Origin of the sequence: Dactylosporangium sp. McL0621 (assembly GCF_049995355.1) — a bacterium.
In the GTDB taxonomy this organism is placed as follows: Bacteria; Actinomycetota; Actinomycetes; order Mycobacteriales; family Micromonosporaceae; genus Dactylosporangium.
On sequence record NZ_CP188259.1, the window covers coordinates 4,007,360 to 4,028,660 of the forward strand.

14 protein-coding genes are annotated in these 21,301 nt (G+C 70.4%); 12 read left to right on the forward strand and 2 right to left on the reverse strand.

Going from position 1 to position 21,301, the window contains the following annotated elements; translation table 11 throughout:
* Window positions 1-8 precede the first annotated feature (8 nt).
* Complete coding sequence (locus ACPPVO_RS19035) at window positions 9-1,124, forward strand: histidine kinase (protein ID WP_426512531.1); 1,116 nt, start codon at window positions 9-11, stop codon at window positions 1,122-1,124.
* A complete protein-coding gene (locus tag ACPPVO_RS19040; protein ID WP_426512532.1) occupies window positions 1,088-1,732 on the forward strand; it encodes a LuxR C-terminal-related transcriptional regulator in 645 nt (214 codons plus the stop codon). Before ACPPVO_RS19035 ends, ACPPVO_RS19040 begins: the two co-directional genes overlap by 37 nt.
* 18 nt (window positions 1,733-1,750) lie before the next feature.
* On the opposite strand, the gene ACPPVO_RS19045 is transcribed toward ACPPVO_RS19040, so the two are convergent.
* A complete protein-coding gene (locus ACPPVO_RS19045; protein WP_426512533.1) occupies window positions 1,751-2,773 on the reverse strand; it encodes a LacI family DNA-binding transcriptional regulator in 1,023 nt (340 codons plus the stop codon).
* A 165-nt stretch (window positions 2,774-2,938) separates the two neighbouring features.
* Here ACPPVO_RS19045 and ACPPVO_RS19050 point away from each other — a divergent pair, with 165 nt between their 5' ends.
* Genes ACPPVO_RS19050 through ACPPVO_RS19080 form a run of 7 tightly spaced genes read left to right on the forward strand, consistent with a single transcriptional unit; the run spans window position 2,939 to window position 14,609 of the window.
* A complete protein-coding gene (locus ACPPVO_RS19050) occupies window positions 2,939-4,750 on the forward strand; it encodes a glycoside hydrolase family 127 protein (RefSeq protein WP_426512534.1) in 1,812 nt (603 codons plus the stop codon).
* Window positions 4,751-4,775: 25 nt separating this feature from the next.
* The gene (locus ACPPVO_RS19055) at window positions 4,776-8,078 is read left to right on the forward strand and encodes a discoidin domain-containing protein (protein ID WP_426512535.1); all 3,303 of its coding nucleotides are present in this window, start codon (window positions 4,776-4,778) and stop codon (window positions 8,076-8,078) included.
* A 19-nt stretch (window positions 8,079-8,097) separates the two neighbouring features.
* Complete coding sequence (locus ACPPVO_RS19060; protein ID WP_426512536.1) at window positions 8,098-9,126, forward strand: LacI family DNA-binding transcriptional regulator; 1,029 nt, start codon at window positions 8,098-8,100, stop codon at window positions 9,124-9,126.
* 41 nt (window positions 9,127-9,167) lie between these two features.
* A complete protein-coding gene (locus tag ACPPVO_RS19065; protein WP_426512537.1) occupies window positions 9,168-10,433 on the forward strand; it encodes an ABC transporter substrate-binding protein in 1,266 nt (421 codons plus the stop codon).
* A gap of 8 nt (window positions 10,434-10,441) precedes the next feature.
* The gene (locus ACPPVO_RS19070) at window positions 10,442-11,368 is read left to right on the forward strand and encodes a carbohydrate ABC transporter permease (protein WP_426512538.1); all 927 of its coding nucleotides are present in this window, start codon (window positions 10,442-10,444) and stop codon (window positions 11,366-11,368) included.
* Between the two features lies 1 nt (window position 11,369).
* The gene (locus ACPPVO_RS19075; RefSeq protein WP_426512539.1) at window positions 11,370-12,149 is read left to right on the forward strand and encodes a carbohydrate ABC transporter permease; all 780 of its coding nucleotides are present in this window, start codon (window positions 11,370-11,372) and stop codon (window positions 12,147-12,149) included.
* A 21-nt stretch (window positions 12,150-12,170) separates the two neighbouring features.
* The gene (locus tag ACPPVO_RS19080) at window positions 12,171-14,609 is read left to right on the forward strand and encodes a beta-L-arabinofuranosidase domain-containing protein (protein WP_426512540.1); all 2,439 of its coding nucleotides are present in this window, start codon (window positions 12,171-12,173) and stop codon (window positions 14,607-14,609) included.
* A gap of 98 nt (window positions 14,610-14,707) precedes the next feature.
* Here the strand turns inward: ACPPVO_RS19080 and ACPPVO_RS19085 are convergent, their stop codons facing one another.
* The gene (locus ACPPVO_RS19085; RefSeq protein ID WP_426512541.1) at window positions 14,708-16,423 is read right to left on the reverse strand and encodes a dihydroxy-acid dehydratase; all 1,716 of its coding nucleotides are present in this window, start codon (window positions 16,421-16,423) and stop codon (window positions 14,708-14,710) included.
* A 299-nt stretch (window positions 16,424-16,722) separates the two neighbouring features.
* On the opposite strand from ACPPVO_RS19085, the gene ACPPVO_RS19090 reads away from it, so the two are divergent.
* The 3 genes from ACPPVO_RS19090 (at window position 16,723) to ACPPVO_RS19100 (ending at window position 21,284) form a co-directional block, all read left to right on the forward strand.
* Window positions 16,723-17,490: an IclR family transcriptional regulator gene (locus ACPPVO_RS19090; RefSeq protein WP_426512542.1), complete on the forward strand. Its 768-nt coding sequence runs from the start codon at window positions 16,723-16,725 to the stop codon at window positions 17,488-17,490.
* A gap of 405 nt (window positions 17,491-17,895) precedes the next feature.
* On the forward strand, window positions 17,896-19,287 hold the full coding sequence (locus ACPPVO_RS19095; RefSeq protein ID WP_426512543.1) for an extracellular solute-binding protein: 1,392 nt from the start codon (window positions 17,896-17,898) through the stop codon (window positions 19,285-19,287).
* Window positions 19,284-21,284, forward strand: a complete 2,001-nt coding sequence (locus ACPPVO_RS19100) for an ABC transporter permease subunit (protein WP_426512544.1) — start codon at window positions 19,284-19,286, stop codon at window positions 21,282-21,284. Before ACPPVO_RS19095 ends, ACPPVO_RS19100 begins: the two co-directional genes overlap by 4 nt.
* Window positions 21,285-21,301 lie beyond the last annotated feature (17 nt).

Consider the following 21,301-nt stretch of genomic DNA (forward strand, 5'->3'; position numbering starts at 1 on the left):
GTGGTGGCGTGCGGCGCGGTGCGGTGAGCCTGGCCCTGCTGGCCCTCAAGGTGCCCGCGGTGGCGCTCCTTGCCGTGCCGCCGCTGGCCTTCACGCACCTCTACGGCGCGCTCTCGTTCCCCGCGCTGGTGCTGCTCGTGGCCGGCTCGCGGCGCCTCGCCGACGTGAGCCGGGCGCTGCACCGCCGGCTCGGCCTCGGCATCGAGCGGCCCTACCCGCCGCGGCCGGCGATCGAGCGCACCGAGCAGGGCTGGTTCTGGACCGGGTACGACTACCACCGCAACCGCCCCGTCGCCGTCGTCTCGCTGTGGTTCAACTGGGTCGCCCGCGACCCGGCGACCTGGCGGGACCTGGTGTGGCTGGCGGCCGACCCGGTCGTGGGCACGCTGCTGTGGCTGACCGGCCCACGCAACCACGGCCGGTGGACGCGGGCGCTGCTCGCCCCGACCGGCAGCGCGCGGCTCAACGAGCGCGTCCGGCAGCTCACCGACACCCGCGCCGAGGCCCTCGACGCCCAGGCCACCGAGCTCGAGCGCATCGAGCGCGACCTGCACGACGGCGCCCAGGCCCGGCTCGTGGCCATCCAGCTCACGCTGAGCCTGGCCCAGCGGGCGCTGCGCGCCGACCCCGACGGCGCCGACGAGCTGCTGCGGGAGGCACGGGCCACGGCCGGGGACGCGGTACGGCAGCTGCGCGACCTCGTGCACGGCATCCGCCCGCCGGTGCTGACCGAGCGCGGGCTCGTCGACGCGCTGCGGCTGCTCGCGCTGGAGCATCCGCTCGCCGTGACGGTGGACGCCGACCTGCCGGGCCGGCCCGCCCCGCCGCTGGAGTCCGCGGTGTACTTCGCCGCCGCGGAACTGCTGACCAATGTGGCCAAGCACGCTCGTGCGGGTACCGCCGAAATGCGGTTGATCCACAGTGGAGGGACACTGCGGCTCGCCGTCACCGACGACGGGATCGGCGGCGCCGACCCGGCCGGCGGCACGGGCCTGGCGGGCGTGCGGCGGCGGCTGCGGCCGTTCGACGGTACGCTCACCGTCGACAGTCCCCCCGGCGGCCCGACGACCGCCACCCTGGAGGTGCCGTGCGCGTTGTCCTCGCCGAGGACCTCTACCTGCTGAGGACCGGCATCGAGCGGATGCTGACCGGCTACGGGTTCGAGGTCGTCGCCGCCGTCGACAACGGCCCGGATCTGCTGACCGCCCTGCTGGAGCACCGGCCCGACGTCGCCGTGGTCGACGTGCGCCTGCCGCCGACGAACACCGACGAGGGGCTGCGGGCCGCGCTCGCCGCCCGCCGCGAGGTGCCGGGGCTGCCGGTGCTCATCCTGTCGCAGTACGTCCAGCAGCTCTACGCGCGCGAGCTGCTCGCCGGCGGCGGCGGGGTCGGGTACCTGCTCAAGGACCGCGTCTCCGACACCGACGAGTTCGTCGACGCGCTGCGGCGGGTCGCGGCCGGTGGTACCGCCGTCGACCCCGACGTCATCGCCCAGCTCCTCGCCCCCGGCCGGGCCCCGTCCGGGCTGACCGAGCGGGAGCTGGACGTGCTGGCCCTGATGGCGCAGGGCCTGTCCAACGCGATCATCGGCAGGCGGCTGTTCCTCAGCGAGGGCTCGGTCAGCAAGTACACGACGCAGATCTTCGCCAAGCTCGGCCTCGACCAGTCCCCGGACACCCACCGCCGGGTGCTCGCCGTGCTGGCCTATCTCGACACCAAACCGGCGGCCTGAGCCACCGAAAAGTTTTCGTCAGCGTGCCGGGGCGACGCCCGTGGACTCGCGGACGACCAGGCGGCCCGGCTGGCGGACGACGCCCTCGTGGCGCACGCCGTCCAGGACCGCGAACAGGTGCTGCACCGCCGTTGCCCCCAGCTGCTCCAGGTTGAGGTCCACGGTGGTCAGCGGCGGGCGGCACTCGGTGGCGAAGACCTCCCAGTTGTCGTAGCCGACCAGGGCCACGTCGTCGGGGACGGATCGGCCCAGCTCGCGCAGCGCCTCGGCGGCGCCGGAGGCGATCTGGTCGTTGCCGCAGAAGATCGCGTCGACGTCCGGGTGGGCGGCCAGCAGGCGGGCGGTCGCGTGCCGGCCCCAGCGCTGCGACCACTGCCCGAACAGCGGGTCGCCGGCCGGGGCGAGGCCGGCCGCGTCCAGGATCTCGGCGAACGCGGCGGCGCGGTCGCGGGCGGCGCGGTAGCCGGGGTCGCCGGTGATGTGGGCGATCCGCTTGCGGCCCAGCGACACCAGGTGCTCGACGGCCAGGCGGGCGCCGCCGGCGTCGTCGGCGATGACGGAGAGGTCGGCGGGGTCGTCGGACTCGCAGTACGCGTAGACGACCGGGACCGGGATGTCGCGGGTCAGCGACGGGCGCACGTCGTTGGCGTCGCCGAGGATGATGAACCCGTCGACCTGGCGGGCCAGCAGGGTGCGGATGTAGTGCCGGCGGCGGATCGCGTCGCCGCGCGCGTCGCACAGCAGCACGCTCATCTGCTCGTTGCCCAGCGCGTTCTCGGCGCCGAGCAGCACCGGGATGGCGAACCGGGCCGCGGACAGCTCGTCGGTGAGCAGCCCGATCGTGCGGGTGTTGCCCGAGATCAGGCCGCGTGCCAGCACGTTGGGCTGGAACGACAGCTCCTCGGCGGCCTGTTGTACCCGCCGGCGGGTCGCCGGGGCCACCTCGCCGCGCGCGTTGAGCGCCTTCGACGCCGTCGCGATCGATACCCCGGCCCGCTTGGCGACGTCGGTCAAGGTGACCTGCGCGCGCTTTCTGCCCACGTCAGACGCATCCTTTCGAAAACTTTTCGAGGAGCATAGCGAACGCGGCGACCCGTCACAACTGTCACACATATTGGACCACCGGGAATAGACCGTTGACAGGGCCGTAACCTGCTGCCACCATTCCCGAAAAGGTTTTCGAGCATGTTGAGAAAGGTGGTGGCCGTGACAGCCCATCCGGGACCTGTCGCGCCCGCGCGCGGGGCGCTGCGGCCCGTCGGTACGCACCAGGTGCGTTTCACCGGCGGGTTCTGGGGACAGCGCCAGGCGGTCAACGGCACCGCCACCATCGAGCACTGCAAGTTCTGGCTGGACCGCCTCGGCTGGACGGGTAACTTCCGCGACCCCGACGCCTCGCTGCGCCGCCGCGGCCGCGAGTTCTCCGACTCCGAGGTGTACAAGCTGGCCGAGGCGGCCAGCTGGGAGACCGGCCGGCCCGGCGGCACCGACCACCGCGAGCTGCTGGCCGAGCTCACCGCGCTCGCCGCCGGGGCCCAGGCCGCCGACGGCTACCTGCACACCGCCTACGGGCGGCCGGGGCAGCCGGAGCGGTACAGCGACGCCAACTTCGGCCACGACCTCTACTGCGCCGGGCACCTGCTGCAGGCCGCCGTCGCCGCCGCGCGCACCGGCGCCGCCCCGGAGCTGCTGCAGGTCGCCTGCCGGGTCGCCGACCACGTCTGCGAGCGGTTCGCCGACGAAGGCTTCGACGGCCACCCCGAGGTCGAGCCCGGGCTCGTCGAGCTCTACCGGCTCACCGGCGAGCGCCGGTACCTCGACATGGCCGCCAAGTTCATCGAGCGGCGCGGGCACCGCAGCCTCCCCGAGCACGAGTTCGGCTGGCGGTACTTCCAGGACGACACCCCGATCCGCGACGCCGAGGTGTTCGGCGGCCACGCGGTGCGCGCGCTCTACCTGGCCTGCGGGGCGGTCGACGTGGCCGTGGAGACCGGCGACGACGAGCTGCTCGCCGCCGTCGTCCGCCAGTTCGGCCGGACCCTCGCCCGGCGCACCTACATCACCGGCGGCATGGGCTCACGCCACCTCGACGAGGCCTTCGGCGACGACTTCGCCCTGCCGCCCGACCGGGCCTACTCCGAGACCTGCGCCGGCGTCGCCACCGTCATGCTCGCCCACCGGCTGCTGCTGGCCACCGGCGACAGCGGCTACGGCGACATCGTCGAGCGGGTGCTGCACAACGTCATCGCCGCTGCGGTGGCCGACGACGGCCGCTCCTTCTTCTACGCGCACACCCTGCACCAGCGCACCCGCGCCGAGGTCCCGTCGGCCGAGCACGAGCAGCTGCGCTTCGGCGGCGGCCAGCGCGCGCCGTGGTTCGAGGTGTCCTGCTGCCTGACCAACGTCGCCCGGCTCACCGCCTCCCTCGGCACCTACTTCGTCACCGAGGACGACGAGGGAGTGCAGATCCATCAGTACGCCCCGATGACCGTCGAGGCCGCCGGCCTGCGGCTCGAGGTCGAGACGGCCTACCCCGAGGACGGCACCGTCACGGTCACCGTCGTCGAGGCGCCGGCCGCGGAGCGCACCATCGCCCTGCGGGTGCCCGACTGGGCCGGCGGCGGGCAGCACGTCGAGCGGCGCGTCTTCGCCGCCGGCGAGCAGCTGCGCCTCGAGCTGCCGGTGCGGCCCCGCTGGACGTTCCCCGACCCGCGCGTCGACGCCGTGCGCGGGTGTGCCGCCGTCGAGGTCGGCCCGGTCGTCATGTGCGCCGAGTCGATCGACCAGGAGGACGGCGTCGACCTCGACGAGCTGCAGGTCGACACGTCGGTCGCCCCCGAGAACGGCGCGGTGAAGGGACGCGCCATCCGGCCGGTCGAGCTGGCCTGGCCGTACCGCGACCGGACCACGACGACCGAGCGCCCGGAGCCGATCGTCGTGCCGCTCGTGCCGTACCACCGCTGGGCCCGCCGCGGCGCGTCCGCCATGCGCGTCTGGCTCCCCACCACACCGTCGTAACACCGATCGCATTGGAGGTGACGCGATGCCACACCCCCGCTGGAAGTCCAGGCTGGCACTCGCGTTGACGACCACCCTGACCGCCTCCGTCGCCGTTGTCGTCACATCCGCCCCGCCGGCGGCAGCGGCCCAGACCATCGGCTATCCCACGTTCACCGGCTCGTCCTCGATCCCGGCCGCGCCCGTCGGCTACACCACCGGCAACATGATGCAGACCATCTACAACGCCGAGAGCGGCGGCACCGACTTCTGGGTCGACCGCCTCCTCGGCCGCAGCGGCGGCAGCGACCCCGCCGACGCCGACGGGGCCATCCTGATGACCCGCGGCCGCGCGCTGTTCATGAAGACCTACAACCCCGGCGTGCTCGGGTTCGCCGGACATGTGGCGTACTGGGAGAGCATCAGCGACGCCAACGCGTACTCGGTCACCGCCAGCCCGGGCACGTTCACGGAGCAGACCGCGCAGCGCTTCCAGGCGCCCAGCTACGCCAAGAGCGTCTTCACCAGCGGCTCGGTCGCCATCACCCAGCAGAAGTTCATCACGAACAACAACGTCGCGGTCACCAACCTGTCGATCAAGAACAACGGCACCGGGTCGACCACCCTGACGCTGCGGGCCGTCTCGCCGTACGCGACCAGCGGCAGCGGCAACGAGCTGACCGGCTCGACGGGCACCAAGAACAGCCTGACCACGCTCACGACCAAGCTCTCCGGTGACGGCTTCGCGGCCTCCTCCGGCGGGCTGAACCGGTCGATCACCATCGCGGCCGGCGCCACCGCCACGGCGAAGGTCGTCATGGGCTTCGTCGCCAGCGAGATCCCGGAGTCGTCCACCGAGTACACGGCCTACGCCGGCTACGACAACGCCACCGCGTTCGCCACCCACGTGCGCGCGTACAACAAGTGGTGGGCGGACAACATCCCGTTCTTCGACTCGCCCGAGCCGGCGCTGACGAAGAACTACTTCTACCGCTGGTGGCTCATGCGGTTCAACAACCTCGACGCGAACATCCCGGGGCAGACGTACCAGTTCCCGACCTCCGTCGAGGGCGCGCTCGGCTACAACAACGCCATCGCGCTGACCCAGCCCATGCACATCGACGACCTGAAGTACCTGCGCACGCCGTTGTACGCGTACGGCGACTGGCTCTCGGTCGGGCAGGTCTCCAAGAACGGCCGGTTCGTCGACAACCCCGGCGACCCGGAGAACTGGTCCAACAGCTACACCCAGTACATCGCCGAGGCGGCCTGGCGCAGCTACCAGATCCACGGCGGCCAGCCGGCGCTCGCCCAGAACCTCGCCAAGTACGCCGAGGGCGACGTCAAGGGCCAGCTCGCGACGTACGACACCAACAACAACAAGCTCATCGAGTACGACTGGGGCGCGCTGACCGGCAACGACGCCGACGCGGTGTCGTTCCACTGGCGCTCCGGCAACATGGACCGCGGCGAGGCGGCCTACCAGTACAGCGGCGCCCGGGCGGCCGCCCAGGCGTACGCGGCGGTCGGCAACACGGCCAAGGCGAACGAGATGAACGCCCTCGCCGACCAGATCGGCGCCGCGATCGTCAACGTGCTGTGGAACCCCAGCCACAACCTGTTCGAGAACCGGATGGCCTCCGACGGGGCGTTCAACCCCTGGAAAGAGATCAACATCTACTACCCGTTCGCGGTCGGCGCCATCCCGAACACCACGCAGTACAAGCAGGCGCTGCGGCTGTTCGACGACCCGGCCCAGTACCCGATCTTCCCGTTCTACACCGCCGACCAGGCGGACAAGGCGGCCTCGGGCACCGGTAGCAACAACTTCTCCACCATCAACTCGACAGTGCAGTTCCGGCTGCTGAGCTCGGCGCTGCGCAACTACCCGACGACGTACCTCACCAACGACTGGTACAAGAAGCTGCTGTACTGGAACGCCTGGGCGCAGTACGTGAACGGCAACGTCGCGTACCCCGACGCCAACGAGTTCTGGGCGAACTGGAACGGCTCGTCGATCACCTACCGCTCGTGGATCCACCACAACATCCTGGGCAGCAGCAACTGGACGATCATCGAGGACGTCGCGGGGCTGCGGCCGCGCAACGACGCGAAGGTCGAGCTGTCCCCGATCAACATCGGGTGGGACCACTTCACCGTCAACAACCTGCGGTACCGCAACGCCGATCTCACGATCGTGTGGGACGACCCGGCCGACGGCGTGACCCGCTACCCGGGCGTGCCCCAGGGCTACAGCATCTTCATCAACGGCACCCGGGTCGCCACCGTGAACTCGCTCGTGCCGTTCACCTGGGACCCCGCCACCGGCACCGTCACCACCACCGGCACGGTCGCCTACAGCCAGGCGTACACCAGCCTGCAGTCGCCGACCCAGGTCGTGCAGACCGACAGCCGCGTCGTCGACATCATGGCCAAGGCCGGCGTCGACAACGCCACCACCCCGCCGACCAACCTCGTCACCGGCGCGACCGTCTCGGCCTCCTACACCGGGTCGGGCTCGTCCACCGGCGGCGCGAGCGACGGCTACCCGACCAACGAGCCCTTCTGGGGCGCCGGCGGCTCGCCGAACAGCCAGGACTGGTACGAGGTCAACTTCGGCCAGGCCCGCACCGTCAACGAGGTCCGGCTGTACTTCAAGGACAGCCGCCCGGCCTCGGCGACCTACCGGGCGCCGTCGTCGTACGACATCCAGTACTACAACGGCACGGCCTGGGTCAGCGTCCCCAGCCAGGCCAAGAGCCCGGGCACCCCGAAGGGCAACTACAACCTGGTCACCTTCCCGGCGGTCAGCGCCCAGCGGGTCCGCGTGCTGGCCACCAACGCATCCGGGGCCAAGACCGGGCTCACCGAGATCAAGATGTACAACCGCGGCGGCACCCAGCCGCCACCGGTCACCAATCTCGCCCTGTCGGCCACGCCGTCCTGCTCCTTCACGTCCTCGTGGGAGAGCTGCGCGGCGATCAACAACGGCGACGAGCCGGCCAGCTCCAACATCGGCGCCGCCAACGACGGCTCCCGCTGGGGCACCTGGCCCAACACCGGCACCCAGTGGGCCGAGCTGCAGTGGGCCTCGGCCCAGTCGGTGAACAAGGCGCAGGTGTACTTCTTCGACGACGAGGGCGGCATCGACATGCCCTCGGCGTGGAAGTTGCAGTACTGGGACGGCTCGGCGTACGTCGACGTGCCCGGGGCGAGCTCGTACACGCTGACCAAGAACGCGTACAACACCGTCACCTTCACCGGGGTCTCCACGACCCGGCTACGAGTCCAGCTGACCGCGACGGGCACCTCCTCCCTGGGGCTGCTCGAGGTCAAGGCGCTGGGTTGATGAAGGTCCGGCGCTGATCATGCACACCGTGCGGAGACCACCGGCGATGCGGGACGTCGCCCACCTCGCCGGGGTCTCCCACCAGACCGTCTCGCGGGTGGTCAACGACCATCCCAACGTTCGGTCGGAGACCCGGGCCCGGGTCCTGGCCGCGATGCGGGCGCTGGACTACCAGCCCAACGTCGCGGCCCGGACCCTGGCCACCAACCGGAGCCAGACCGTCGGGCTCGTCACGTTCGACACGACCCTCTTCGGGCCCTCGTTCATGGTTCACGCCATCGAGCGAGCGGCCCGGGAGGCCGGCTACTTCGTCAGCATCGCCAGCGCCCGGGAGCCCGATGTGCCACAGGTCCGCGACGCCATACGGCGCCTGCGCGAGCAGGCCGTCGAGGGGATCGTCACGCTCGCGCCGGTCGCGGCGGCCTGGACGGCGCTGCGCCAGGAGCCGCTGGACGTGCCGATCGTCGGGCTGGGCATCATCGGCACGGACGGCGAGGACGCCGGCGTACCGATGGTCGCCATCGACAACACCGCCGGCGCGGCCCTGGCCACCCGGCACCTGCTGGAGCTCGGGCACCGCACCGTGCACCACATCGCGGGGCCGGCCAACTGGCCGGAGGCCCGCGAGCGGCGGGCCGGGTGGCGGGCCGCGCTGGAGGACGCGGGGCGAGCGGCCCCCGCGCCGCTGGCCGGGGACTGGAGCGCCGCGGCCGGGTACGCCGCCGGACTCAGCCTCGCCGAGCGGCCCGAGGTGACCGCCGTGTTCTGCGGCAACGACCAGATGGCGATCGGGGTGCTGCGGGCCCTGCACGAGGCCGGGCGCCGCGTGCCCCGCGACGTCAGCGTCGTCGGCTTCGACGACGTGCCCGAGGCGCCGTACCTCCTGCCGCCGCTGACCACCGTCCGGCAGGACTTCGCCGAGCTCGGCCGGCACAGCCTGGCCCTGCTCGTCGACCAGATCTCGACAGGCTCCCGTGGCGGCGAGCAGTTCCGCTCGGCGCCGAGCCTGATCGTGCGCAGTTCCACCGCCACACCCCTTGCATCTTGAGAACGCTCACAAACAATGAACTGCCTAGGGAAGGAACGAGCGTGAAACGCTGGATGGGCAGCATCGTCGCTGCGACGCTAGTGCTCGGCGCCGCCGCGTGCGGCGACGACAAGGCCGCGGAGGCCCCCGCCAACGCGGACAGTGGGGCATCGCTCACACTGTGGACGCGCGCCGCGACCGAGACGCAGTCCAAGGCCTACGCGGCCGCCTACAACGCCACCCACAAGAACCAGGTTCAGGTCACCGCGTACCCGAACGAGGAGTACCCGGCCAAGCTCGCCTCCGCCGCGGGCGCCAAGGCCCTGCCGGACCTCTTCGCCTCCGACGTCGTCTTCGCGCCACAGTACGCGTCCCAGGGCCTGTGGACCGACATCACCGGCAAGTTCAACGCGCTGCCCTTCAAGGACAAGGTCGCCCCCGCGCACGTGCGCAACGGCACCTGGAACAAGAAGGTCTACGCGGTGCCGCACACCATCGACATGTCGGTGATGCTGTACAACAAGGACCTCTTCACCAAGGCCGGGCTCGACCCGGAGAAGCCGCCGACGACCCTGCAGGAGTTCGCCGACGACGCCCGCGCCGTGGACAAGCTCGGCGGGGACGTCAACGGCACCTACTTCGGCGGCAACTGCGGCGGCTGCAACGTGTTCACCATGTGGCCGTCGGTGTGGGCCGCGGGCGGTGACGTCATGAACGAGGACGGCACCACCAGCAACATCAACGGCAAGGAGATGTCCGACGTCTTCGCGCTGTACCGCAAGCTCTACGACGAGGGCGTGGCCGCCCCCGCGTCCAAGGACGAGGCCGGCCCGACCTGGCTCGGCGCCCTGCAGAGCGGCAAGATCGGCATCGCCCCCGGCCCGGCCGCGTGGCTCGGCCTGATCGAGGAGAAGGCGAACTTCAAGCTCGGCGTGGCCCCGATCAGCGGCCTCACCGGCGGCGAGTCGACGTTCGTCGGCGGCGACGCGATCGGCATCGGCGCCACCAGCAAGCACGCCACCGAGGCGTGGGACTTCCTCGCCTGGACCCTCGGCGACGAGGCCCAGGTGGAGGTCATCGCCAAGGGCAAGGGCGTGCCGGTGCGCACGGACCTGGCGTCGAACAAGTACTCGTCCAGCGACCCCCGCGTCGTGAAGATCAACAGCCTGATGGGCAAGGGCAGGACGCCCTACGCCAAGAACTTCAACGCCACCTACAACGACCCCCAGAGCCCGTGGGTGACCGCGTTCCGCGGCGCGCTGTACGGCGACGCGAAGAAGTCCCTCGACGACGGCGCTACCGCGCTGACGGCCTCGCTGAAGAAATAAGAGACACCATGACCCTGCTCGTCGACGAGCGGCCGGCGGTCATCCCGCCGGCCGCCCGGCCCCGCCGCCGGCTCAACCGGCAGTGGGTGGGCGCGCTCTACGCCGCGCCCACCGCCTTCATGGTCGGCATGTTCTTCCTCGTCCCGCTCGGCCTGGTGGCGTACATGTCGCTGCACCACTGGCCGCTGCTCGGCGCCCCGGAGCTCAACGCGCCGGAGAACTACGCCGGCATGGCCGACGACGAGCTGCTCGCCACCGCGGCCTGGTTCACGCTCAAGTACACCGTCGTGGTCACGGTGCTGCTCTTCGCGCTGTCCTTCGGACTGGCGCTGCTCGTGCAGCACCCCGGCCGCGGCATCGGGCTGCTGCGCACCGCGTTCTTCATCCCGGCCGCGGTCGGCTTCGCGAGCGCCTCGCTGCTGTTCCTGGGCCTGCTCAGCGATGAGATCGGGCCGGTCAACGACATCCTCGAGAAACTGGGGCTGCTGCACGGCTACGTGTCGTGGACCAGTGGCAGCCCCAGCAGCGCGCTCGGCTCCGCGGTCGGGCTCGTGCTGTGGCGCTTCGCCGGCTTCAACATGCTCATCCTGCTCACCGGGCTGCAGTCGATCCCGGTCGACGTGTACGAGGCCGCGAAGCTGGACGGGGCGACCCGCTGGCAGACGTTCCGGCGGATCACGGTACCGCTGATGCGCCCCACCCTCGCGCTCGTCACCACGCTCATGGTCACCGGCTCCCTGCTCGCCTTCGACCAGTTCTGGATCCTCACCCGCGGCGGGCCCGACAACAGCACGACCTCGCTGGTGATGGTCATCTACCGCAAGGCGTTCATCGAGCTCGACCTCGGCTCCGCCGCCGCGATCTCGGTGGTGCTGCTCTTCGTCCTGATCGTGTTCAACGTGGTGCAGCTCGGCATGCTGCGCAGAAGGGGCTGACATGCGACGGCTCACCGGCGCCGCCCTGGCCATCCTGTTCCTGTTCCCGCTCGCCTGGAGCGCCTTCGCCTCCGTGCGCACGAAGAGCGGGTTCGGGCTGGAGAACTACGCGCGGCTGTTCACCTCCGACAACGGCATCCACTTCCAGCACGTGTTCAACTCGGTGGCGGTCAGCGCCCTCACCGTCGGCGGCACGCTGCTCGTGAGCGGCCTCGGCGGCTACGCGTTCGGCCGCTTCGACTTCCCCGGCAAGAACGCACTGTTCCTGCTCACGCTCGCCATCCTGATGGTGCCCTACGCGACGATTCTCATCGCGTTGTACGTCCTGCTGGGCTGGATCGGCCTGCAGGACTCGATCATCGGGCTCAGCCTCGTGCTCATCATGTTCCAGCTGCCGTTCTCGGTGTTCATGATGCGCAACTCGTTCGAGGCGGTGCCCAAGGAGCTCGAGGAGGCGGCGCTGCTCGACGGCTGCGGCACCTTCCAGGCTCTGGTCCGCGTCATGCTGCCCGCGGTGAAGCCGGGCCTCATCACCGTCGGGCTCTTCGCCTTCCTCACCTCGTGGAGCGAGTTCTTCGCCCCGCTGATCCTGCTCAACTCGACCGACAAGTTCACCATGATGCTCGCCGTGGTGAACATGCGCACCGCCACGTTCGGAGCCATCGACTACGCCGCACTGGAGGCCGGCGTGACGTTCATGGCGGTGCCCTGTCTGGTGCTGTTCCTCATCCTGCAGCGCAGCTACGTCCGCGGTTTCATGTCGGGGGCGCTGCGCGGCTGACCCCCACCCTGGAGGAGCCCCATGCCCACCCGCCGCACCATTCTGGCGGTCTCGACCGGCGCGGCCGCCACCGCGCTGGTCCGCCCGGGAATCGCCCTGGCGGCAACCAGGTCAGACATCGGTGTCTCGGCCTACGCGTTTCCCTTGAGCTCGGTCCAGCTGCTGTCCAGCCCGTTCACCGCCAACGCGGGCCGGACGCAGTCGTACCTGCTGTTCCTCGACAACGACCGGATGCTGCACACCTTCCGGCTCAACGTCGGGCTCTCCTCGTCCGCCACCGCCTGCGGCGGCTGGGAGTCGCCCACCACCGAGCTGCGCGGCCACTCGACCGGCCACCTGCTCAGCGCGCTCGCCCAGGCCTACGCCGGCTCCGGCAACACCGCCTTCAAGACCAAGGGCGACCAGCTCGTCACCGTGCTCGCCCAGTGCCAGGCCCGGGCCGCCACGGCCGGGTACAACACCGGCTATCTCAGCGCCTTCCCGGAGAGCTTCATCGACCGGGTCGAGGCGCGGCAGTCGGTGTGGGCGCCGTACTACACCCTGCACAAGATCATGGCCGGGCTGCTCGACATGCACCTGCTCGCGGGCAACGCGCAGGCGCTGACCGTGCTCACCGGCATGGCGTCGTGGGTCAAGTTCCGCAACGACCGGCTCACCCAGACCCAGCGCCAGAACATGCTCGACACCGAGTTCGGCGGCATGAACGAGGTGCTGACCAACCTGTACCAGCTCACCGGCGACGCCAACCACCTCGCCGCCGCCCAGCAGTTCGACCACGCCGAGATCTTCGACCCGCTGGCGAGCAACACCGACGCGCTGAACAACTACCACGCCAACACCCAGATCCCGAAGATCATCGGGGCGATCCGCGAGTACCACGCGACCGGCACGACCCGCTACCGCGACATCGCCGTGAACTTCTGGGACATCGTCACCAGGCACCACACGTACGCGATCGGCGGCAACTCCAACGGCGAGTACTTCAAGGCCCCGGACCGCATCGCCAGCGAGCTGTCGGACACGACGGCCGAGTGCTGCAACGTGTACAACATGCTCAAGCTGACCCGGCAGCTGTTCCTCACCAACCCGGCCCGCGCCGACTACATGGACTACTACGAGAAGGCGGTGTACAACCAGACCCTCGCCTCCCAGGACCCGAACTCCTCGCACGGGTTCCAGTGCTACTACGTGCCGCTGCGGGCGGGCGGCATCAAGACGTACAGCAACGACTACAACAGCTTCGTGTGCTGCCACGGCACCGGGATGGAGAGCAACACCAAGTACAACGACTCCATCTACTTCCACGACGGCGGCAGCACCCTGTACGTCAACCTGTTCATCCCGTCGGTGCTGACCTGGTCGGCCCGCGGCGTCACCATCCGCCAGGACACCACGTTCCCGGACGCCGGCGCGACCAAGCTCACCGTCACGGGCTCGGGCACCTTCACGGTGAAGGTGCGCATCCCGGCCTGGGCCACCGGCGCCCAGCTGAAGGTCAACGGCACCGCCCAGGCCGCGCCGCAGCCCGGCACCTACGCGACAATCGCCCGCACCTGGGCCTCGGGCGACGTCGTCGACCTGACGCTGCCGATGGCCCTGACCCGGGAGTCCGCCAACGACAACAGCACCGTGCAGGCGGTCAAGGTCGGCCCGATCGTCCTCGGCGGGCTCTTCGGCACCAACAACCTCTCCGCCCTGCCGGTCCTCGACCCCGCCACGCTCACGGCCACGTCCACGCCGCTGCAGTACACCGCGAACGGCGTCACCCTCCAGCCCTTCTACAAGGTGCACGGCCAGCGGTACTCGGTCTACTGGTCGGTCACCGGCGGCGGTCCGACGCTGCCCGCCTTCGTCGCCTACTACCCCTTCGACAACAGCGCCACCGACGCCACGGGCAACGGCAAGACGGCGACGCTCAGCAACACGACGTACACCACGGGCCGCACCGGCTCGGCGGTCGGCCTCAACGGCACCAACGGCTACGTGTCGCTGCCGGCCGGCATCCTCAACGGCGCCACCGCGTTCTCGATCGCCCTGTGGGTGCGCATCGACACCCTCACCAGCTGGACCCGGGTCTTCGACTTCGGCACCGGCACCGGCGTCAACATGTTCCTGACCCCGCGCTCCAGCGCCGGCACGGCCCGCTTCGCCATCACCACCGGCGGCGCGGGCGGCGAACAGCGCATCGACGCCCCGGCCGCGCTGCCGGCGGGCGCCTGGACCCACGTGGCGGTGACCCGTAGCGGCAACCTCGGCATCCTGTACGTCAACGGCGCCGAGGTCGCCCGCAACGCGTCACTGACCCTGAGCCCGTCGAGCCTGGGCAACACGACGCAGAACTGGCTGGGGCGCTCGCAGTACGCCGACCCGTACCTCAGCGGCGCCATCGACAGCGTGCGGCTCTACAGCCGCGCCCTGACCGCCTCGGAGGTGGCCGGCTTCAACTCCGCCGGCAACTGAACCGGTCCGAGGACCCCCCGCCCGGCCGCCCGGGCGGGGGGCACCGTCCCGGCGGCGGGACCCGGCTACCCCGCGGGGATGCTCACCGGGGCTCTTCGTCAGTGGGATTCGCGGGAGACCGCATCGCCGCTGGAGCCGAGCAGGAAGTCGAGGTCGGCGCCGACGTTGGCCTGGCCGACGGTGTCCACGTAGAGGCGCTCCCAGCCGCGCCGCGGGCGGGCGAAGGCGTTCACGGCGGCGGCGGCGGGCTCTCGGGCGGCGAGCTCGGCGTCGGGGATGTCGACGTCGAGGCGCCGGCCCGCGACGTCGAGAACGATCATGTCGCCGGTGCGGACCTTGGCCAGCGGCCCGCCGACGGCGGCCTCCGGCGAGACGTGCAGGACGACGGTTCCGTACGCGGTGCCGCTCATCCGGCCGTCGCAGATGCGGACCATGTCCCGGCTGCCCTCGGCGAGCAGCTTGGCCGGCAGCGGCAGGTTGGCGACCTCCGGCATGCCGGGGTAGCCCTTCGGGCCGCAGCCCCGCAGGATCAGTACCGAGTCGGCGGTGACGCCGAGGTCCGGATCGTCGAGGCGGGCGTGCAGGTCCTCGATCGAGTCGAACACGACCGCCGGACCGCGGTGCGAAAGCAGTTCCGGTGATGCGGCGGCGGGCTTGATGACGGCGCCGTCCGGCGCGAGGTTGCCGTACAGGACCGCGATCCCGGCGGCCGGCTGCAGCGGCTGTTCCCGCGGCCGGATGACCTCCCGGTCGTAGACCTGCGCGGTGTCGAGGTGCTCCACCAGCGGCCGCCCGGTGACGGTGAGCGCGGCGGGGTCGAGCAGGTCGCGGACCTCGTTCAGGACCGCGTGCAGACCACCCGCCCGGTACAGGTCGTCCATCAGGAACCGGCCGGCCGGTTGGAGGTCCACCAGCAGCGGCACGTGCGAGCCGGTACGGTCGAAGTCGTCCTGCGTGAGCTCGACACCGAGCCGGCCGGCGATGGCCAGCAGGTGGACCACCGCGTTGGTGGAGCCGCCGAGGGCGGCGAGGGCCACGATCGCGTTGAGGAACGAGCCCCGGGACAGCACGGTGCTGGGCCGCCGACCGGCTTCGATCATGTCCACGACGAGCACACCGGTGGCGTGGGCGGCCTCCAGCAGGCGGCTGTCCGGCGCGGGAATGCCGGCTGTGCCGGGCCGGGTCATGCCGAGCACCTCGGCCAGCAGGCCCATGGTGGAGGCGGTGCCCATGGTGTTGCAGTGACCCTTGCTGCGGATCATCGAGGACTCCGAGCGGATGAACTCGGCGGCGCTCAGGGTGCCGGCACGGACCTCCTCGCTCAGCTGCCAGACGCCGGTGCCGCAGCCCAGCGGGACGCCCCGGAAGGTCCCGGTCAGCATCGGGCCGCCGGGCATCACGACGGCGGGTAGGTCCACCGAGGCGGCGGCCATCAGCAGGGACGGGATGGTCTTGTCGCACCCGCCGAGCAGGACCACGCCGTCGATCGGGTTGGCCCGCAGCATCTCCTCGGTCGCCATCGCGGCCATGTTGCGCCACAGCATCGCCGTCGGGCGCACCTGCGTCTCCCCGAGCGACACCACCGGCAGGTTCAACGCGATGCCGCCGGCCTCGTAGATGCCATCGCTGACGCTGCGGGCGACCTCGTCGAGGTGGGCGTTGCACGGGGTCAGGTCGGAGGCGGTGTTGGCGATCGCGATGTGCGGCCGTCCGTCGAACGCGTCGGCCGGCAGCCCTCGGCGCATCCAGGCCCGGTGGATGTAGCTGTTGCGGTCATTTCCCGCGTACCACTGCGCACTGCGACGTGACTGCATGACGCCTTCCCCTCGATATTCCATTCACTGGAATATCGATCAGATCATTGGAATGGTGTTCGCATGGTAGTGCTCGCGGTCACACCCGGGAACCCCTTACCCCAATTACTTTCCCACGGACGGAACGACGATCTGACATTCGGAATCGTGACGGGCGGCGCCGAACCGGATCGGGCAGGGGTCTAGAGTCGTCGTGGCCGCACAGCCGGGGCAAGCTGTGGCCGTGCCGGTGGGAGCGCCGCGCCAGCGCTATCCTGTCGAAATATCGAACACGGTTCGGTATTTCGAAAGGACTCGACATGCCTCGCGTGGTACCCGCGGTCATCCGCACCCTCGACATCCTCGAACTCTTTCTTGACCAGCCGCTGCTGTCGGCCCGCGACATCACCGAGCGGCTCGGCCTGCCCCGGACCACCGTCCACGAGCTGCTCGTCACGCTCGTCGCGCGGTCCTACCTGATCGCCGTGCCCGGCCAGCCGGTGCAGTTCCGGCTCGGCATGCCGTTGTTCCAGCTCGGCGCCGCGTTCGCCGGCCAGCTGGACCTGGCCCGGGAGGCGCAGGACGTGGCCAAGGACGTCGCCGCCGCCTGCAACGAGGCCGTGCACGTCGCCGTGCTCAACGGCGCGGACGTGATCTACCTGGTGAAGGTCGACAGCACGCACCCCGTCCGGATGGTGTCCGCGGTCGGCCGGCGGCTCCCCGCGAACTGCACGGCGGTCGGCAAGATGCTGCTGGCGAGCCTCGACCCGGCCGACCGCGACGCGCTCCTGCCGCCCGGCGAGCTGCCCGGCATGACGCCGGACAGCATCATCGACCCGGCGCGGTTGTGTGTCGAGCTCGACCGCATCCGCGCCGAGGGCGTGGCGTTCGACGACGGCGAGTCCGACAGCGCGGTCCGCTGCGTCGGAGCGCCGGTCCGCGATCACACCGGCGCGACCGTAGCCGCGATGAGTGTTTCCGCGCCGATCATCCGGTGGACGCCCGCGGCCCACGCGGAGTGGACGCGGCTGGTCCGCGACGGTGCCGCCGCGTTGTCGACCCGGCTGGGGTACCGCGCACCGCGCTGACCCGCCCGTCCGGCGCGCGATGCCGGCAACCGGCCATCGACGTCATTGACACCCCTGGGCGCGGTCCTTTACCGTCGCGTCCTACCGATATATCGAATGGTGTTCGAAATACCGAACAGCGCTACCAGGGCGGGTCGCACCGTCCTGTGGGGACAGACGATCCTCGCCATCCCGCCCGCCAGCGGAAGGGATTGCCACATCTAGCTACAAGCGTCAATGTTTTGCGCTCTTTTGCAGGTATTGAGGTCGTGGAGTTCGCGCGCGGCGGTCGGTGGTTTTGCGGCTGTCATCCGCAGAGACGGCACGCCTCTTCGCCTCCCTTGAGCGTGCAGTGATGAGGCGAGATGAAGGAGGTCCGGAATCATGAAGGAAACATCGTCGTGGTCCAGGCGCGACGTTCTAGGAATGGGGGTCGGGCTGCTCGGCGCGGCTGGTCTGGCCGCGTGCGGCGACGGCCCCTCGAAGTCGGCCCCCAAGGTGCAGCCGGAGGTCCCGCAGGAGCTCGTCGACGCCGCGGTGCCGCTGAAGGGCTCCGCGATGGGCGTGCTGTCGCAGAAGCTGTACTCGGCCGCGGCGAACGCCGCCCTCGACAGCTCGATCAAGACCTTCGCCGACACCACCGGCACGAAAATCGAGAACAGTCTGGTCCAGGCCGACGCCGGTGACGTGGTGGCCAAGATCGACGCCGAGGTGAAGGGCGGCGTGGCCCGCGACCTGGCGTTCATGACCGACTCGCGGTTCGTCGCGCAGTTCCACTCACTGGGCGACCTGGAGGACGTGACGGACGTCGTCACGGCGCTGAAGGCCAAGTACGGCGAGCCCACGGCGGAGTCGAAGAACTTCTGCGTCTTCGACGGCAAGTGGTACGCCATCCCGTACCACTTCATCGGGATCGGGTCGTTCCTGCGCAAGGACTGGATGCAGGACAAGGGCATCACCCCCAAGGATGTCTACAGCTGGGAGGAGCTGCGCGACCTGTGCCTGGCGATCTCCGATCCGGGCAAGCGCCGGTACGGCTGGGGCATGACCGTGAACCGGTCCGGTGACGCCAACGGCATGATCGAGGCGCTGATCAACGCCTACGGCGGCTCCATCGTGGACAACGACGGCCGGAAGGTCATCTTCGACTCCCCCGAGACCGTGCAGGCGGTCACCTTCCTCGGCGACATCTACACCAACCCCAAGTACAAGGCGATGCTCCCGCCGGGCGTCGCGTCCTGGACCGACTCCAGCAACAACGAGAACTGGCTGGCCGGCATCCTCGGCTACACCCGCAACCAGTTCAGCGTCTACGCGGATTCCAAGACCAAGAAGAACCCCGTCTACGACAAGACCCACGTGTTCGCCGACTGCATCGGTCCGGCGACCGACACCCCCCTGCTGCTCGGCCAGTCCCAGGGTTTCGTCGTGTTCAAGGGCGCCAAGAACGCTCCGCTCGCCAAGCTCCTGGCGCAGTACCTGGTCAGCGCGAAGGCGCTGCTCGGGGTGGCGAAGGAGGCGCCCGGCCTGGCGTTGCCCGCCTGGGACAAGGTCTGGGATGCCGACCCGTTCTTCACCAGCGGCGACCCCGCGTTCTCCGTCCTGCGCAAGATCACTCAGCTGTCGCTGCCGCTGAAGACGAAGACCGGCCTGGCCTACCCGCAGAAGGCCAGCGCGGGCCAGCAGGCCGCCGTCGGGGCCTACGTCCTCACCGACATGATGCAGCAGGTCGTCCAGGGCACGGCGCCCGCCAAGGCCGTCACCGCCGCCCACGCGAAGATGGTGCAGATCTTCAACCAGCAAGGGCTGCCGCAGTGAGTTCGGTCCGCACCGCGCCGGTCCCGGCGGCGGCGGCATCGCCGCTGCCGGGGCGCGGCTCGCTCACCCCGACCCAGCGCCGCCTGGGCCGCGACTGGCGGCTGGCCGCGCTGTTCCTGGCGCCGACGGCGGTGCTGGTCGGCGGGCTCGTGCTCGTGCCGATCGCCCGGTCGGTCTTCACCAGCACGACGGAGCGGCACGGGCCGGACAGCGTGTTCGTCGGCCTGGACAACTACATCGCCCTCGCCGGCGACGAGCAGTTCCGCACGGGCGTGGAGAACTCGTTCGTGTTCACCGCGTACGCCGAAGTGTTCAAGGTGGTGCTGGGGCTCGCCGCGGCCCTGCTGCTGCACCACCGGCGTCGCGGCCGGGCGGTGCTGGCCGGGTTGCTGCTGCTGCCGTGGGTGGTCCCGACGGTGGTGACGGCGTTCAGCTGGCGCTCGCTGCTCGATCCGATCTTCGGCAGCGTCAACGCGCTGCTCACCGAGTCCGGGATCGGGCCGCTGCTGGCCGGCGCCCACCTGGTCGACAGCTGGCCGGCCGGCTGGCTGTCCGATCCGTCGCTGGCCATGCCGTCGGTGATCCTCGTCAACGTCTGGAAGGGGGTGCCGTTCTTCACCGTCACGTTCCTCGCGGGGTTGAAGGCCATCCCGGCCGACCTGTACGAGGCGGCGACCATCGACGGCGCCTCGTCGCTGCGGCGGTTCGTCCACGTGACCCTGCCCGGACTGCGCCACGTGATCACCGTGACGGTGACCCTGTCCTCGATCTGGACGTTCAACAACTTCGACCTGATCTGGCTGCTGACGCAGGGCGGCCCGGGCGACGCGACCGCGCCGTACGTGCTCGTCGCCTACTCGAAGGCGATCCTGCAGCTGCAGTACGGCGCCGGGGCGGCGGTCACGCTCGTCATGCTGCCGGTCATCGGCGGCCTGGTGTTCGTCCTGGTCCGGTCGATGCGCCGGGACGCCGGCGCCGCGCCGCGCCGCCCGGCCGGAAAGCTGAGGAAGGCGCGGCCGTGGGTCATCGCCGGGGCCGTCGCCCTGCTGCTGCTCTGGGCCTCGCCGCAGATCTTCTGGAAAGCGGCGGTGGTACTCGGAGGAATCCTGCTGATCGCGCTGGCGGTCGGGCGGGTGGTCTCGGCGCTGCCCACCCGGGGCCATCGCCGGGCGTCGTCCCTGGTGTCGAACCTGGGGTCCGGTGTGGCGCTCGCCGGGCTGCTCGCCTTCGGGCTGGGGCCGCTGTACTGGATCGCCGTCACCGCCTTCAAGTCCGAGGACCAGATCGTCATGCATTACAGCGACCTTTGGCCGCAGCCCTGGACCCTGCAGCAGTTCGGCGACCTGTTCACGAGCCAGCCCTTCGAGCGCTGGTACCTCAACACCGTGCTGGTATCCCTGGCGTCCACCGTGGCCGCCCTCGTCTGCGCCGCCCTGGCCGGCTACGCGCTGGCCCGGCTGCGGTTCCGCGGGGCGCAGGGCTTCACCGTCACGGTGCTGCTCACCTACGTGATGCCGGGCGCACTGCTGTTCATCCCGCTCTACCAGCTGCTCATCGGGGTGCGGCTCAACGACTCGCTGTGGTCGCTGGTGCTCACGTACCCGACCTTCACCCTGCCGTTCGCCACCTGGCTGCTGACGGGGTACTTCTCGTCGATCCCGGTCGAGCTGGAGGAGGCCGCGCTGGTCGACGGCTGCTCCCGACTCCAGGCGTTCCGCCGGGTGATGCTGCCCCTCGCCAAGCCGGGGCTGCTGGCCGTCGGGCTGTTCACCCTCACCAACGCCTGGAACGAGTTCCTGTTCGCCTTCGTCTTCCTCACGAAGGACGAGTACAAGACGCTCCCCGTGGGAATGCAGTCGATGATCGCCGGGGACGTCGTGCCGCAGGGCCAGCTCGCCGCCGCGTCGCTGCTCGTCAGCATCCCCGTCGTGCTCATGTACGCCTTCGGGCAGCGCTTCCTGACCGACGGGCTCACCGCGGGCGCGGTGAAGGGCTGACCTCCGTCCGGCCGGCG

Coding starts and splice junctions, on each gene's coding strand:
- ACPPVO_RS19055 (WP_426512535.1), top strand. CDS start 4,776: ATGCCACACCCCCGCTGGAAGTCCAGGCTGGCACTCGCGTTGACGACC.
- ACPPVO_RS19060 (WP_426512536.1), top strand. CDS start 8,098: ATGCACACCGTGCGGAGACCACCGGCGATGCGGGACGTCGCCCACCTC.
- ACPPVO_RS19070 (WP_426512538.1), top strand. CDS start 10,442: ATGACCCTGCTCGTCGACGAGCGGCCGGCGGTCATCCCGCCGGCCGCC.
- ACPPVO_RS19075 (WP_426512539.1), top strand. CDS start 11,370: ATGCGACGGCTCACCGGCGCCGCCCTGGCCATCCTGTTCCTGTTCCCG.
- ACPPVO_RS19080 (WP_426512540.1), top strand. CDS start 12,171: ATGCCCACCCGCCGCACCATTCTGGCGGTCTCGACCGGCGCGGCCGCC.
- ACPPVO_RS19085 (WP_426512541.1), bottom strand. CDS start 16,423: ATGCAGTCACGTCGCAGTGCGCAGTGGTACGCGGGAAATGACCGCAAC.
- ACPPVO_RS19090 (WP_426512542.1), top strand. CDS start 16,723: ATGCCTCGCGTGGTACCCGCGGTCATCCGCACCCTCGACATCCTCGAA.
- ACPPVO_RS19095 (WP_426512543.1), top strand. CDS start 17,896: ATGGGGGTCGGGCTGCTCGGCGCGGCTGGTCTGGCCGCGTGCGGCGAC.